23 protein-coding genes and 1 other RNA gene are annotated in these 13403 nt (G+C 58.4%); 20 read left to right on the forward strand and 4 right to left on the reverse strand.

The genetic code is table 11. From position 1 onward, the window contains the following. Positions 1–266: 266 nt before the first annotated feature. The 20 genes from N4T19_RS08060 (at position 267) to N4T19_RS08155 (ending at position 10767) form a co-directional block, all read left to right on the forward strand. The gene (locus tag N4T19_RS08060) at positions 267–530 is read left to right on the forward strand and encodes a hypothetical protein (protein WP_260719861.1); all 264 of its coding nucleotides are present in this window, start codon (positions 267–269) and stop codon (positions 528–530) included. Between the two features lie 279 nt (positions 531–809). Continuing rightward, on the forward strand, positions 810–941 hold the full coding sequence (locus tag N4T19_RS08065) for a hypothetical protein (protein WP_260719862.1): 132 nt from the start codon (positions 810–812) through the stop codon (positions 939–941). Further along, entirely contained in the window at positions 938–1351 is a 414-nt protein-coding gene (locus N4T19_RS08070) for a hypothetical protein (RefSeq protein WP_260719863.1), read from the forward strand. Before N4T19_RS08065 ends, N4T19_RS08070 begins: the two co-directional genes overlap by 4 nt. Before the next feature lie 19 nt (positions 1352–1370). Beyond that, entirely contained in the window at positions 1371–1499 is a 129-nt protein-coding gene (locus tag N4T19_RS08075; protein ID WP_260719864.1) for a hypothetical protein, read from the forward strand. Beyond that, entirely contained in the window at positions 1496–1774 is a 279-nt protein-coding gene (locus tag N4T19_RS08080) for a hypothetical protein (protein WP_260719865.1), read from the forward strand. The genes N4T19_RS08075 and N4T19_RS08080 overlap by 4 nt, the downstream gene beginning before the upstream one ends. Before the next feature lie 95 nt (positions 1775–1869). Continuing rightward, positions 1870–2796: a recombinase RecT gene (locus N4T19_RS08085; protein WP_260719866.1), complete on the forward strand. Its 927-nt coding sequence runs from the start codon at positions 1870–1872 to the stop codon at positions 2794–2796. Next, positions 2765–3385 carry a lambda exonuclease family protein gene (locus tag N4T19_RS08090; RefSeq protein WP_260719867.1) on the forward strand — a complete coding sequence of 207 codons (621 nt, stop codon included), beginning with the start codon at positions 2765–2767 and terminating at the stop codon, positions 3383–3385. The genes N4T19_RS08085 and N4T19_RS08090 overlap by 32 nt, the downstream gene beginning before the upstream one ends. 40 nt (positions 3386–3425) lie before the next feature. Further along, positions 3426–3749, forward strand: coding sequence for a hypothetical protein (locus N4T19_RS08095; RefSeq protein WP_260719868.1), 324 nt, complete (start codon positions 3426–3428; stop codon positions 3747–3749). 85 nt (positions 3750–3834) lie between these two features. Beyond that, positions 3835–4125, forward strand: a complete 291-nt coding sequence (locus tag N4T19_RS08100; RefSeq protein WP_260719869.1) for a hypothetical protein — start codon at positions 3835–3837, stop codon at positions 4123–4125. A gap of 282 nt (positions 4126–4407) precedes the next feature. Next, positions 4408–4788: a hypothetical protein gene (locus N4T19_RS08105; RefSeq protein ID WP_260719870.1), complete on the forward strand. Its 381-nt coding sequence runs from the start codon at positions 4408–4410 to the stop codon at positions 4786–4788. A gap of 73 nt (positions 4789–4861) precedes the next feature. Continuing rightward, positions 4862–6247 carry a DNA cytosine methyltransferase gene (locus N4T19_RS08110; protein ID WP_260719871.1) on the forward strand — a complete coding sequence of 462 codons (1386 nt, stop codon included), beginning with the start codon at positions 4862–4864 and terminating at the stop codon, positions 6245–6247. Then, the gene (locus N4T19_RS08115) at positions 6240–7151 is read left to right on the forward strand and encodes a hypothetical protein (protein WP_260719872.1); all 912 of its coding nucleotides are present in this window, start codon (positions 6240–6242) and stop codon (positions 7149–7151) included. The genes N4T19_RS08110 and N4T19_RS08115 overlap by 8 nt, the downstream gene beginning before the upstream one ends. A gap of 1 nt (position 7152) precedes the next feature. Beyond that, positions 7153–7350 (forward strand): hypothetical protein, encoded by a 198-nt coding sequence (locus tag N4T19_RS08120; protein ID WP_260719873.1) that lies wholly within the window; start codon positions 7153–7155, stop codon positions 7348–7350. Further along, positions 7350–7562 carry a hypothetical protein gene (locus N4T19_RS08125; RefSeq protein WP_260719874.1) on the forward strand — a complete coding sequence of 71 codons (213 nt, stop codon included), beginning with the start codon at positions 7350–7352 and terminating at the stop codon, positions 7560–7562. Before N4T19_RS08120 ends, N4T19_RS08125 begins: the two co-directional genes overlap by 1 nt. A 197-nt stretch (positions 7563–7759) precedes the next feature. Then, positions 7760–7999 (forward strand): DUF7446 family protein, encoded by a 240-nt coding sequence (locus tag N4T19_RS08130; RefSeq protein WP_260719875.1) that lies wholly within the window; start codon positions 7760–7762, stop codon positions 7997–7999. Next, positions 7996–8355, forward strand: coding sequence for a hypothetical protein (locus N4T19_RS08135; protein ID WP_260719876.1), 360 nt, complete (start codon positions 7996–7998; stop codon positions 8353–8355). Before N4T19_RS08130 ends, N4T19_RS08135 begins: the two co-directional genes overlap by 4 nt. Beyond that, a complete protein-coding gene (locus tag N4T19_RS08140; RefSeq protein WP_260719877.1) occupies positions 8352–8915 on the forward strand; it encodes a hypothetical protein in 564 nt (187 codons plus the stop codon). The genes N4T19_RS08135 and N4T19_RS08140 overlap by 4 nt, the downstream gene beginning before the upstream one ends. Then, complete coding sequence (locus N4T19_RS08145; protein ID WP_260719878.1) at positions 8902–9282, forward strand: hypothetical protein; 381 nt, start codon at positions 8902–8904, stop codon at positions 9280–9282. Before N4T19_RS08140 ends, N4T19_RS08145 begins: the two co-directional genes overlap by 14 nt. A gap of 115 nt (positions 9283–9397) precedes the next feature. Then, the gene (locus tag N4T19_RS08150; RefSeq protein WP_260719879.1) at positions 9398–9634 is read left to right on the forward strand and encodes an excisionase family protein; all 237 of its coding nucleotides are present in this window, start codon (positions 9398–9400) and stop codon (positions 9632–9634) included. Continuing rightward, positions 9598–10767 carry a site-specific integrase gene (locus N4T19_RS08155; protein ID WP_260719880.1) on the forward strand — a complete coding sequence of 390 codons (1170 nt, stop codon included), beginning with the start codon at positions 9598–9600 and terminating at the stop codon, positions 10765–10767. Before N4T19_RS08150 ends, N4T19_RS08155 begins: the two co-directional genes overlap by 37 nt. 103 nt (positions 10768–10870) lie before the next feature. Here the strand turns inward: N4T19_RS08155 and ssrA are convergent. From ssrA to ompA, 4 genes are all read right to left on the reverse strand, one after another. Further along, positions 10871–11248: a transfer-messenger RNA gene (gene ssrA, locus N4T19_RS08160) on the reverse strand. Positions 11249–11260: 12 nt separating this feature from the next. Then, positions 11261–11926, reverse strand: a complete 666-nt coding sequence (locus N4T19_RS08165; RefSeq protein ID WP_021027342.1) for an HAD-IA family hydrolase — start codon at positions 11924–11926, stop codon at positions 11261–11263. Next, positions 11926–12636, reverse strand: coding sequence for a bifunctional 2-polyprenyl-6-hydroxyphenol methylase/3-demethylubiquinol 3-O-methyltransferase UbiG (gene ubiG / locus N4T19_RS08170; RefSeq protein ID WP_260719881.1), 711 nt, complete (start codon positions 12634–12636; stop codon positions 11926–11928). The genes N4T19_RS08165 and ubiG overlap by 1 nt, the downstream gene beginning before the upstream one ends. 84 nt (positions 12637–12720) lie before the next feature. Further along, entirely contained in the window at positions 12721–13377 is a 657-nt protein-coding gene (gene ompA / locus N4T19_RS08175) for an outer membrane protein OmpA (RefSeq protein ID WP_182342710.1), read from the reverse strand. Positions 13378–13403 lie beyond the last annotated feature (26 nt).

Consider the following 13403-nt stretch of genomic DNA (forward strand, 5'->3'; position numbering starts at 1 on the left):
TGGCGGCCCGCTTGCATCGAACTGCATGACGCCTCGGAAAGACGAGGGCCATCATTTGGGTGGCGGCGTGGATGGACACGCGACCAACTTCCGCAAATTGCAGATTGGTCTCCGAAGTACAAGGAGCCGGAATCAAGCCCGGCCCGCCCAAATGATGGACTTTTATTCATAGATGTAGCCAACCCTGGCCAATCTATTCACAAACACACTCCAGCACTACCACGCTGGATTTGCCGCCTTCGGGCGGCGTTTTTATTGGAGCAACCATGAGTGACTTGTCCAACATGAGGCGCCTAGCTCGCGGCCAGGCCGCTTGGGATGCGATGGAGCCTGACTACGACGATCCGCCCGTTTCCATGGCCGTGCACATGGAGCTGGTCGACAAGTTCTTCAAGGTGCGCGACCAACTGGCCCAGTTGCTTGAAGAAGCCCGCGACGGCGGAGAAACGCTTAACCGCATCCGGTGCTGCTCAGGTGATCGCCTGCTGCGCCTTAGCAACGAGATCGAGGGGATTGAAGATGACGAGTAAATACGCCATGGGCTCGCCTAAGCCAGACCCCAAACTGTTGGTCGTTAAGGCCACCATTTCCTACAGATCCGATGACGGTTATCGCTCGGAAGAGTGCATCGGGTCCTTGCGCAGCGGCGCTGATGATCCCATTAATGTTCTAGCTGCCACTGTTCGAGAAGCCTCACGCCTTCTCGCTCTCTTTGGGCATCCAGAGCGCGCGACCGAGTCCACCGAGGACGCTTTGGGCGCGATTGCCGCATGGCGAAGCGCTCGCGGCCAACGCACGGAAGGAACGTCATGAAGCGCTACTCCATCTCGATCAACGACACCAAGCACGAAGGCCTGTTCGCCGACGACTGGCAGGCCTGGAGCTTCGTTCTCTCCCAAGACGACGGCAGTCCAATGAAAGTGAGGATCAAGAAGCTATGACCACTATTCAACAACCACCCAACTTCATGGAGCTGGTGGCCCGTCAGAAGATCGGCGACAAGGCCTCTGCCTGGGAGATTTTCAAGTGGGAACGCATAGGTGACGGGAATGATTTCCTTATCAGCCTTGGCGAAACACGAACCAAGACATCCGGCGTGAACAAGGGCCAGATAACTTGGCGCGGGCTAGATGGCCGCATGCTCCCGAATGGAAAGGCGGTTGTGACCGAGGCAGAGACGCAATCGGCTGAAGCGCAACACGAGTCCGAAACCGGCAATTGCTCCGTCTGCGGAAACACCGGTCAGAGTTTTGCCAGTTGGAGTGTGGCCGAGGGAACCAAATATCGCACCTGCCGCCGTTGCAATGGCACCGGGAAAGCTCCATCAGGAAGCACGGAGGCGAAAGCATGACAACCACCCCATGCTGACCATGCCAACCCGAGCACTGTGCCCCGAGCGAGGCCAGAAGAAGAGCCGCTACGTGCCGGCGCTCGAAACCGACATCCGCAAGACCTTTACTAAGTACCGGCGCCTACAAGCGCTGCAGGAGAAGAAATGACTTTCCCATACACCGGCTGGGTGCTGACACCCGGATTCAAACCAGTTCAAGTCACTGTAGTGAGCAAGAAGCAATACTCATTTGGCGATGCTTGGCTGAAAACAGAGACTGGCAGAAATTACGCAAAAGAGAAGGTTCACCTGACAAAGGAAGAGGCGATTGCACATGGCCACATTGAGTTGGTCAAGCAGCAGGCAGCCGTTGATAAAAAGCAGAGCAACATCCACAAACGCCGAGCAGCGCTGGAAAAGGCAAAAGGAGAGTCCAAGCCTTGAGAGCCCTCTTCCACTTCTCCCTCTGGAGCGCCATAACGGCGCTTTCTTTTTTTGCGGCCGCTGTTCGTGCGGGCGCGATTGTTTAAGGACGCACTATGAGCGCCATCCAAGCCATCACCAACTACGTCTATGGGGCTGAATCCAGCTTCCAGGGGGCGCTGGCCGACCACTCGCTCAACTTTGAACGCGAGGCAGGCTTTGCCATCCAGATCCTGACATCTGGCGACTACATCGCCAAGCTGGCAGCAGGTGACCGCCAATCGGTGGTCAACGCGGTAACGAACATCGCTGCCATCGGCATCAGCCTGAACCCAGCAAAGAAACAGGCCTACCTTGTCCCCAGAAAGGGAAAGGTCTGCCTAGACATCAGCTACATGGGCCTCATTGATCTTGCGATTGATTCCGGCTCCATCATGTGGGCGCAGGCCGAGCTGGTTTGTGCTGGTGACGCCTTCGCGCTGAACGGCTTCGACAAGCCGCCCACCCACTCCTACAACCCGTTCTCGCAGGATCGCGGCGAGGTCGTCGGCGCCTATGTGGTGGTCAAGACGCATACCGGCGACTATCTCACCACCTGCATGAGTAAGGCCGACATTGACGCCATCAAAAACCGGTCCGAGTCGGTCAAGTCGGGCAAGACTTCGCCCTGGGACACAGACTACGGCGAGATGGCCAAGAAGACGGTCGTCAAGCGTGCCTACAAGTACTGGCCCAAGTCTGAGCGCCTCGACCAAGCCATCCACCACCTGAACACAGAAGGCGGTGAAGGACTTGCAACATCGGCAACTCCAGCTCCTGCCCCTGCGGCAGAGGCGCCGCCCGCTTTGCTGGAGAAAGCAGACGCAGCAGCGAAGAAGGGGACCGAGGTCTACAAGCACTTCTGGAAATCCCTTTCCGCCACTGACCGCCAATTGCTTGCTGGGCATCACATCACGCTGAAAAACGTTGCATCGACCGCTGACGCTCAGATTACCGATGTGGAGGCAAAGCATGAAGATATGCGAAGCAGCGCAGAGAACTGACGATTGGTACGCAGCCCGGCTTGGCAAGGCCACTGGCAGCCGATTCGCTGATGTCCTGGCGGGGGGCAAGGGCCTTACCAGAAAAGCCTATGCCACCCAGCTGGCCCTGGAAATCATCTCAGGGAAGGCTGCCGAGACATACACCAGCCAGGACATGGAAATCGGCACTGAGCGCGAGCCCATCGCCCGTGCCGAGTATGAAGCCTTTACAGGCAACTTCGTGGAGGAAGTGGGCTTCTGCCTGCACGACACCCTCCCCGCCGGCGTCTCGCCTGATGGACTAATTGACGAGGACGGTGGTGTGGAAATCAAGTGCCCAAAGGCGAAGACCCACGCCGAGTACCTAGAGCTGACCCGCGAGCCCTCAGCCTACACAGCCCAGATTCAGGGGTGCATGTGGGTCACGGGTCGCCAATGGTGGGACTTTGTCAGCTACCACCCCGACTTCCCAGAGAACGCACGGTTGATTGTTCGACGCATCCCAAGGGATGAAGCGTTCATTGAGAAGCTTCAACGCGCCATTGAGGAGTTTTCCCAAGAGGTGCATCGAACAGTCGACCTGATCCGCAACTACAAGAACGCGGCATAACCAACACCCTCCGGGAAGGCCGGAGGGACGAAAGGCAACTATGAGTGGATACGACAACACGAATCGCGGCGTCATGTTCGTGAACGACCGCAAGCAAGATGGCGACCGCAAGCCAGATCGTACCGGCACGCTGAACGTTGATGGCGTCGAGTACTTCATTGATGGGTGGATCAAGAAGGCGCAGAACGGCAGCTCCTTCCTCAGCCTCTCAGTGAAGCGCAAAGATAAGCAGCCAGGCGGGAACGACGGATATGGGCAGAGCGACCACCGGCCAGCTCCGGCGCCACGGCAACAACGGGACGCGCCTGACAGCGGCGGTTTCGATGCAAACGACCCTAACGACCCGAACTTCATCCCCTTCTAACTCAGGACCGCCCAAGAGGCGGTTTTTTAACGCCATGAACAAAGCAAGCCCATTCCCAACCGCCACTCGCAAAACGCACAAGGTCATGACGCACATTGACCCGGATTTGCTCAAGATCGGCAACGATCCTTATACCGGCCAGCGTTCATCCCCAGAGGGCAAATACGACGCGATCTTCGCGGCAATGAAGCCTGGCCAGAGCATCGAATGCGAACCAAGCGAAGCAGGCTCTCTACGCAACGCCCTGCACAAATGGCTGCAGGCCCGCAAAAAGGACGACGCTCTAGAGGTCCGCATGCAGACCAGGTATCACAAGGACGGCCGTGGCCGCGTCTGGTTGCTCGCCAAGGAGCAGAAGCTCAAGCGTGCGGCCTGATGCCTGCTGACGACACCCTAACCCAGGCTCCCAGCGCGAAGCATGGCAACGGGGACACACCCTACCCGTGCAGCCAGGCTGAGCGAGCGCCTGGGGCCACCTGGGCGATCAACTACGGATTCTGCCGCCACTCCCTGGACCAGCTCGCTGGCCGGGATGATGGCCGTTGCCCGACGGACTGCCAGCACAAGGCGCCAGGTCCGGTCGCAGAGAAGTTCATTCAGGTATACAGCGCTGAGGGTAACGCAGCTGCTGCAGCCTATAGCTGGAGGGCAAGACAACATGCCAATGCCACGAACAAAGCGAGCGCAAATCCTGGCGCACATCCAGTCCCTGGGTGAGGATGAGTTTGACGGGCCAAGCCTGGCTAATGTGCTGGACATCAAGCTGGTGACGGTCAACGAGTACCTGGGCGTCTTGCACCAAAGGAAGCAGGTGCACATCACCGGATGGCCACCAAGCGGCAGAACCACCCAGTTGAGCACGCGGGTCTACCGAATGGGACCAGGTGAGGATACGCCCAGGCCAAAGCAGAGCCCGGCAGACCGAAAGGCCTCCAACGCGGCGTATTACCAGAAGTGGCTGCAACGACAGAAGGAAGAGCCGAAGAACCAATACAAGGGCTCTCCGACCTCAGTGTTCGATTTAGCGCACCACCTCTAACCACCGCCCCCATTGGGCCCCTATTCACAGCCCGCCCTGAGCAATCGAGGCGGGCTTCTTCTATTCCTACGCCATGGACACCATTGAATTCGGCTCAGTCTGCAGCGGCATCGAGGCGGCCAGTGTCGCGTGGCACCCATTGGGATGGCGCGCAGCCTGGCTGGCCGAGATTGAGCCTTTCCCTGCGGCCGCGCTGGCTCACCACTATCCCACCGTCCCCAACCTGGGCGACATGACCACCATTGCCCGGCGAGTCCTTATCGGCGAAGTCTCTGCGCCTGATGTGCTGGCTGGCGGCACGCCGTGCCAGGCATTCAGCGTTGCCGGCCTACGCAACTCGCTGGATGACGCCCGAGGCAATCTAACCCTCAAATTCGTGGAGCTTGCAAATGCAATTGACCTTATTAGATCCCGTGCTGGAAAGCCCGCCTGTGTCATCAAGTGGGAAAACGTCCCCGGCGTCCTCAACACCAAAGACAACGCATTCGGGTGCTTTCTGGCTGGCCTTGCCGGAGAAGATGACCCACTGCAGCCACCAGGGGGCAAATGGTCGAACGCTGGTTGTGTCTATGGACCCACGCGCTCAGTCGCATGGCGGACCCTGGACGCCCAATACTTCGGAGTGGCCCAACGACGCCGCCGTGTGTTTGTTGTCTCAAGTGCTCGACCAGGGTTTGATCCCGCCCAGGTTCTTTTTGAGTGGGACGGCATGCGCCGGGATTCTGCGCCGAGCAGAGAAACGGGGGAAGAAGCTGCCGGAACGCTTGCAAGCCGCACTGGAGCTGGCGGCTTCCCAGGGACTGACGAGGCCTGCAGTGGATACCTGCAGCCTGTAGTTGGCACTCTTGATGCCAGTTATGGACGCCTGCAGGGCGCAAGTGGGCAGGATGCTAACCATGGGCACTCCACCTTAGTGGTTGAGTGCTTTGGAGGCAATCGCACCTCTGGCCCGCTTGATGTAAGCACAGCGCTCAACGCCTCTGGCACCGCCTCTGGCAGACAAGATTTTGAATCCGAAACGTTCGTGGTTCATGAGCTGCCCGAAGTTGTCGGAGCAATCTGCCGCAACAGCTTCGCGGGTGGAGCAGGTGGACGGCCCGAAGGAGCCGCAGCAGGCCACTTCATCGCCAGCCATTCGCCTATCGCATTTCAATCGTCCCAATCTGGCGTACGCCTTGGTGAAACACACGCCACCTTGGACGCAAATAACGGCCCGCGCCGACACAACGGCGTAGTGGTCAACAGCCAAGTGCGCCGCCTCACTCCTGAAGAGTGCGAAAAACTCCAGGGATTTTTACCTGGCTACACCGCGATCCCCTGGCGCGGCAAACCTGCCGATCAATGCCCAGACGGCCCCCGCTACAAAGCGCTGGGCAATAGCTGGGCCGTACCCGTGGCGCGCTGGATAGGCCGCCGGATCAACACCCAAATCCTGAAATTGGAGGCCCAACATGGCTGAAAACAACTCTTCCGCTCCCCTCAAGACTGCCGAGGGGGCTGCACATTGCCTGCCCGCCCTGACTACTAACGACGAGCTGCCGGAGGCAGTAATCGATGCGGTAGCGGCGGCGCTGGGCGATACATACGACTGCCTTCGCGTCTGGAGCGCATGGAGCTACGGCACGATGGGTCCTGACGACTTCAGGCTTGTGGCTGAAGATGGAGAGCGCACCGCCGAAATCGCGCGCGCAGCCATCGAGGCATATGTCGCAGCAACCCAGGCAGTGGCAGCACAGGCAGCGCCCGCAGCAGTGGCTGTGCCGGATGAGCGAGAGATGGTGATCCAAAACGTGATGAAGCTAGTAGCCAACTGGGGAATCACAGGTCACTCTGGAGATTTTGAAGTTATGTTCAAGGCATGGGTCGCTATCGAAACCGCCCTCCGTGCCGCCCTTGCCGCCACCCCAGCCCTTCCAGCTACCGAGGATTCCTCGGCAGGTGACCTGGCAGAGCCAACCGATGCAGAAATCGTTGCGCTCAATGAGGGCGAGCGTTTCTTCAGCATGTCGGAAAGCCGATTTGGCAAAGAGGTGAACCCGCACACTCAGTACCACACGGGCGAACCTGGATACCTGCAGTTTGCCCGTGCAGTGCTTGCGCGCTGGGGGTCAGCATCCCAGGCCCAGCCCGCTGATGCGCTGGATGCGGCGCGGCTCGATTTTCTGGAAACCCAAAAGCGCCGCGAGGCCCGCGATGGTGGTTATTCGGCCTTCTACTCCCTCCATCTGCCGGCTATGGCAGCTGGTCCATGGCAAGCCACACACGGCGGCGAGTACGACCACAAGTCCCTGCGCGAAGCCATCGACGCCGCCATGGCTGCAGCCCAGGAAGGCGGCAAAGCGGCAAATCTGAAGAGGAGCTGACATGGCAACTCGAATCAGACACGCGCGCGGTATTGCCAGATGGTATGCCTCTGCCGTACTTGAGAACGCCGAAATCGGGTTTTGGGCCGTTGACAACTCCGACCTGAATGAAGACGAGATCAGCGAGGCGCAGCAGGAACTCTATCGGATCGCAGGCAGGATCTCCGCCCAGCGCGCCCAACAGAGGGAGGGCCAGTGATGCGACTACTTTTCTGTCTGATCCCCGCCATCATCGCCCTCGTGCTCTTCGCCACTCTTGCCATTGTGTTTGGAAGTCAGCCCAAGGACGCTCTGATGTGCGGACTTCCATTTTTTGTGGGCACCTTCGGCCTTGGTTGGCAAGTAACGCAAGCCACGCCAGAGCGGGGCGAGTCATCCGCCCAGGCCCAACCACAGAAGGACAGCAAATGAGAGTCCTAGCCCTAACCCTGCTGCTTACCGGCTGCGCAAGCACATGGCAGCCCTTTTCAGATGATGCCATTGGTCAGGCCAAGCTTGCAGCATATGAAGCGTGCATGGCTCGTCATCTGCTCCAAACCCAGAAAGCTGAGGACCGCTGCTTGCAGATTGCAAAGCGGGCAGCCCAGGCCAAGAAGGAGGATTGAGATATGACTAATCGAATTGCATGCAGCCCGTTAACGGGCCGAATTTTCCTAGGCCGGATAAACAAAGCTGGCGTTGCATTCACGGGAGAAACGCGTGATGTGACCAGCGATGTGCTTGGCGCAGTGATCGGCAAGGCCGAATTCCACGGCGGGACTTTCGACATTGAGGGTGGCGGCAAACGCTGGATTGTCACAGTCCAAGAAGCAGCTCAGGCCGAGCCCGCCCCCAAGGAAGCACCATGACCCAAGACACCAACATTCGCCAATTTCCTGGAGCAGAAATCCCAGAGCAGACGCTTTCCGTGGAGAAGAAGCATCTTGGCTTCTGCCAGCACGAAAAGATAACGCTGGATTCACACAACCGAACCGTGCGCTGTGTCGCGTGCGATCAGGTTTTTGACCCGTTCAACTTCCTACTGAACGAGGTGGCGCGGCTGCAGGATGCCTGGGAGCGAAACAAGATGGTTCGCCAGGATCTGAACGACTTAAATGACCGGGTGGACGCCTTGAAGAAGGAAGAAGCTCGATTGAAGGGTCGGATCAAAACTGCCAAAGCGAAGGTAGAACCCGCATTCAGCGTAAGGAGCCGCGAACTATGACCGACAAGACAGAAGCAATCCGCAGAGCTAGGGAGGTTGTTGCTCTACTTGAGCGCGAAGGCAACCCCAAAGCAGCTGATTCCGTGAGAGCAGTCATTCAAGAGCTTGAGTACATCGATGGCCTAGCCAAGGAGTACCACGGCAAACTCTCTGAATACGTGCAGCACTTTGATCAAAAAGAGGAGGAGCTTCGACAGAGAGAGGCCCAGCTATCAGCGCGCCAGGCTGCGCCGGATTGGATTGAAGACCTCGCCCAAAGCTGGGATGAGTGCATGTACGACGCGCCAGGCGAGATGATCGACATTGGCGCGTCGATCCGTAAGGCAGCTTCGCGGGCCGCCCCTCCCCCACCTGAGCGGGAGCCGAAGTGCTGGTGCGAGACTTGCCGCCCCGTCACGCTGTCCGACATGCGCATGGTTCTTTGCCCCAATTGCGGCAACAAACGATGCCCCAAAGCCACCCACCACGACAACGCCTGCACCAACAGCAACGCGCCAGGGCAGCCTGGTTCGAGCTGGGAGCATGTGAAACCTCATGGAGCCACCAATGACAACCCCTGACCCAAGCCGTGAGGCAGACCGCTACCAGGACGGCGCATGGTACTGGGTAGAGCGCGAGGTGTGGGCCAATGAGCCTAAGCGTATCGCGCCTGCAATGTACAAGGCAGATTGCGATGCCTGGTACAGCTGCGAATTCAGCGGCATTCCGACTCGCCAGCTTAAGGTGCTGGAGACTATCCAGCGCACCCCATCGCGCCCCCAGGCATACCGCATGCTCGTTCCAGACGTGGACATTGTCAGGCCAGACGACGAGTATCTGAGCGATGACACAACCACATGGGAGCCTGTAGGCCGAAGCATCTTTGTCGGCATGCCCCATGTTCGCGCGTTCAAGCCAGGACGCCGGAAGATTGAAGGAAGCACATGAACCTGTCAAAACGAGCCCGCGCCCTACGAGAGCGGCGCGACAGATTCCGCGAACAAGACGAACCCGAGCCCCGCCAATGAGCGGGGTTCTTTTTTGCCAAATTACTGGAGGAATCGTGAAACATAAAGATACACCATCCAATCCAGCTGAGCCGACAGTGACGCCTGAGTGGGTGCTGGCAGAGAAGTTTGAAGAACTCACAGGTGTCACGCCAATGGCTGTGCACTGCCGCCGTCGCAATGGTGTGTGGCTGGATGGAACGCACTGCGCAGTTATCGCCCGCCGTCTTTACGTGAACATAAAAGAGGCTGATCAATGGATAAAAAACCAGCTACCCCGCCAGGCGTGCTGATTCGGGATTTGGTTTCCGGCCCACGCATTCAAGTCTCATTCATCTGGAACGCTCAACAGTGCCGGGAGCTGCTTCCAGCCTGCCCAGTAAATAAAGCCAGCATTCAATATGCCAGCAACCTCCGGGCAGAGATTAAGCGCAAGGTAGCAGACGGGACTTTCGTTTATGCTGACTACTTCCCTGAAAGCCCCAAAGCCAAGAAGCCAACCCGAGAATCCTCGCTAATGGAGGAAATGCTGCAAAAGCAGCTGGAACTCTACGAGAAGCAAGTGGCCAACGGGAAAATGTCCCCGGCGACCTTCCGGGGCTACGCCAAGAGCATCACCGGCGAGAGGATGAGAGAGTGGCACGGCCACAAGCTGGCCGAGGTCACGCCCTCTGCACTCCGCGACTGGATCAGCGGAATGGACTGCACCAGCAAGGCGATCCGCAATATGTTGATCCCCCTACGGTCAGTCATGGAGGATGCACTGAATGATGGGTTGATAGATGCCAACCCATTTGATCGCATCGCGCTGGTGAAGCTCATTCGCCAGACCAGCAGGGCAAGTGACTATGTGATCAACCCGTTCACTCATGCTGAGCGGGTAGCCATCCTGGCCGCCTGCCGGCTGGATGAAAGACCGACATTCCAGTTTTGGTTTAACACCGGCCTGCGGCCTGGAGAACTCCAAGCCCTGCAATGGGAGCATATAGATTGGGATAAAGCCACAGCTCGGATTATTCAGAACCAAGTGGCCGGCGTGATTAAAGCGCCGAAAACCGCCGCAGGTATTCGGGATGTCGATTTGAATGCTGAGGCCATGGAGGCGCTGCGTGTTCAGCGCTCAATAAGCCAGCTGCGCGGATCTCGGATCTGGCTAAACCCTGCGACCCTGAACCCATGGGCCACCGATGCTCAGGTGAGAAAGAATGCCTGGCTGCCGATCATGAAGCGGTCTGGCATTCCCTACCGCAACCCGTACCAAATCCGCCACACCTACGCCTCGACCCTGCTGACCGCTGGAGGCAACCCTTGGTACGTCGCCCAGCAACTGGGGCATGAGGATGTGGAAATGGTTTTCCGCACCTATGGCAAGTTCATCAGGGAAGACTTCCAGAAGCCAAAGGCCAGCCTGAAAGCCGTTCAGTAGGCCCGTGTGATTTCGGTGTGATTTTCTGGACAATCACAGACAATCGAATGGGCAAAAAATAACGCCACACAGAGGCATTCCTCTTGTGTGGCGTTGTGCTGTATGGTGGAGCTGGCGGGAATTGAACCCGCGTCCGTCAGCCTTCGTCGAGCAGATCTACATGTTTAGTGTTCTGGTTTGAATCTCGCCTGCAAAGCCGCGCAGACACACGCTGCATTGCAAGCCAGTACCCTTAGATCTTGCCATCTACCAAGGTACCCGGTAGACGGCCAGCTGATGTAAATTCCCTTGCAGCCGGGAGGTATTGCTACCCCCTTGCCCAGCCCATCAACATACTGTTGCAAGGCTCACCGGATTTAAGCGGCGAGTGCGAAACGTTCGTCGTTTGCAGTTAGTTTTTTGAACGGAGATTTACGAGCGTCATTCAAGCTCGACATGCACCACACCGATCCCGAACCCACGTCGAAACCAGGACAGCCCCATAGCATCTATTTTAGGCCAGATTCAGCCGTTTCAAGAGCTCGTGTGGAGAATTGATGACATCATCGGCTTCCCAGTGCGCGACCGACTGCTTTTCACCCAGGTAGCCGTAGACAGCGGCGACCGTGTGCATGCCAGCGGCCTTGCCGGCGATGATGTCACGCTCGTCATCGCCCACATAGACGCAGTCCTGCGGATCGACGCCGATGCGGCGTGCTGCTTCAAAGAGCGGCTCGGGGTGGGGCTTGGCATGCGGTGTGGTATCGCCACTCACGACGGCACCGGCGCTGGCGAACAAGGCCATCTGGCGCGACAACGGCTCGGTAAAGCGCTTGGACTTGTTGGTCACTACGCCCCAGTGCAGCTGGCGCGCCACAATGCTGGCCAGCATGTCGGACACGCCATCGAACACGGTGGTGTCCTGCGTCATGCGGCGCTCGTAGTTCTGGAAGAACTCCTCGCGCATGGTGGGGAACTCGGCATCCTCGGGCTGCATGCCAAAGGCCACGCGCAGCATGCCGCGCGCGCCCGATCCGGCATACGGCCGGTAATCGGCCATCGGCAAGGATGGCATGCCCCGTGCCACCCGCATCTGGTCTGCAGCCGCGCCCAGATCCGGGGCGCTGTCAATCAGGGTTCCGTCCAGGTCGAACAGAATGGCGCGTATCGATCTTTGCATCAGCCGGGCTTTCGGGTTGCGATCATGTAGTTGACGCTGGTGTCTTCGTTGAGCCAGTAGCGCTGCGTCAAGGGATTGAACTGCAGGCCCTTGCTGTGCTCCTGCACCAGGCCGGCGCTGCGGCAGTAGTGGGCCAGCTCCGAGGGACGGATGAACTTGGCAAACTCATGCGTGCCCTTGGGCAGCATCTGCAAGATATATTCCGCACCCACAATCGCCAGCGCAAAGGCCTTGGCATTGCGGTTGATCGTCGAGAAAAACACCCATCCACCAGGCTTGACCAGGTCATGGCAGGCCTGAACCACCGATGCGGGGTCGGGCACGTGCTCGAGCATCTCCATGCAGGTGACGGTATCAAAGCTCTGGGGCTGCAGCTGTGCCAGTGTCTCGACAGCGATTTCCTGGTAGGTGATACTGGGGGTTTGCGCCTCCAGCGCATGGAGCTGGGCCACGCGCAGCGCCTTGGTGGCCAGGTCGATGCCGGTAACGGTGGCACCCTTGCGCGCCATCGAGTCGCTCAAAATGCCGCCGCCGCAGCCCACATCCAGCACCTTCTGGCCATTGAGCGGAGTGATGGCATTGATCCAGCCCAATCGCAGTGGATTGATCTGGTGCAAGGGTTTGAAGTCACTATCCGGATCCCACCAGTGCATGGCGAGCTCGGAAAACTTGGCCAATTCGGCCGGATCGGCATTCACAGTCTGGTTCATGGCCTGATTGTCCACCATCTGCAGGCGCATTCAGGCATAAAAAAAGCCCCACGAATGGGGCTTTTTTGCGCGGAGGCAGAAGAATTACTTCTGGGTGCCCACCACTTCGATTTCCACGCGACGGTTCTTGGCGCGGCCAGCTGCAGTCTTGTTGTCTGCCACTGGTTGCTTTTCGCCCTTGCCTTCGGTGTACACGCGGCTCTTGTCGATGCCCTTGGACACCAGGTAAGCCTTCACAGCTTCAGCGCGACGCACGGACAGCTTTTGGTTGTAAGCATCGGAGCCGATGGAGTCGGTGTGACCCACAGCGATGATCACTTCCAGGTTGATGTTCTTCACCTTGGAAGCCACATCGTCCAGCTTAGCCTTGCCTTCTGGCTTCAGCACCGACTTGTCGAAGTCGAAGAATGCGTCAGCAGCGTAGGTGACCTTTTGAGTCTGGGCCACTGGAGGAGCCACTGGAGCAGGTGCAGGAGCAGCTGGAGTAGCAGCAGGTGCAGGTGCTGGTGCAGGAGCAGCCTTCACCAGGGCACCGTCACAGCCTTCAGCAGCGGTAGCAGGGGTCCAGTTAGCATCGCGCCAGCACAGTTCGTTGGTACCGTTCTTCCAGACCAACTCACCGCTGCCGTTTTGCCAGTTGTCAACTACATTGCCGCCGTCAGCAGCCTTAATTTGTGCTCCAGCGGCGGTTGCAAGCGCTGCAGAGGCAAACAACATCGCCACTTTGTTCAGTTTCTTCATGGTTCTCCTCTTGGGGAAAAAGCCGC

The organism is Comamonas squillarum (assembly GCF_025309455.1).
In the GTDB taxonomy this organism is placed as follows: domain Bacteria; phylum Pseudomonadota; class Gammaproteobacteria; order Burkholderiales; family Burkholderiaceae_C; genus Comamonas; species Comamonas squillarum.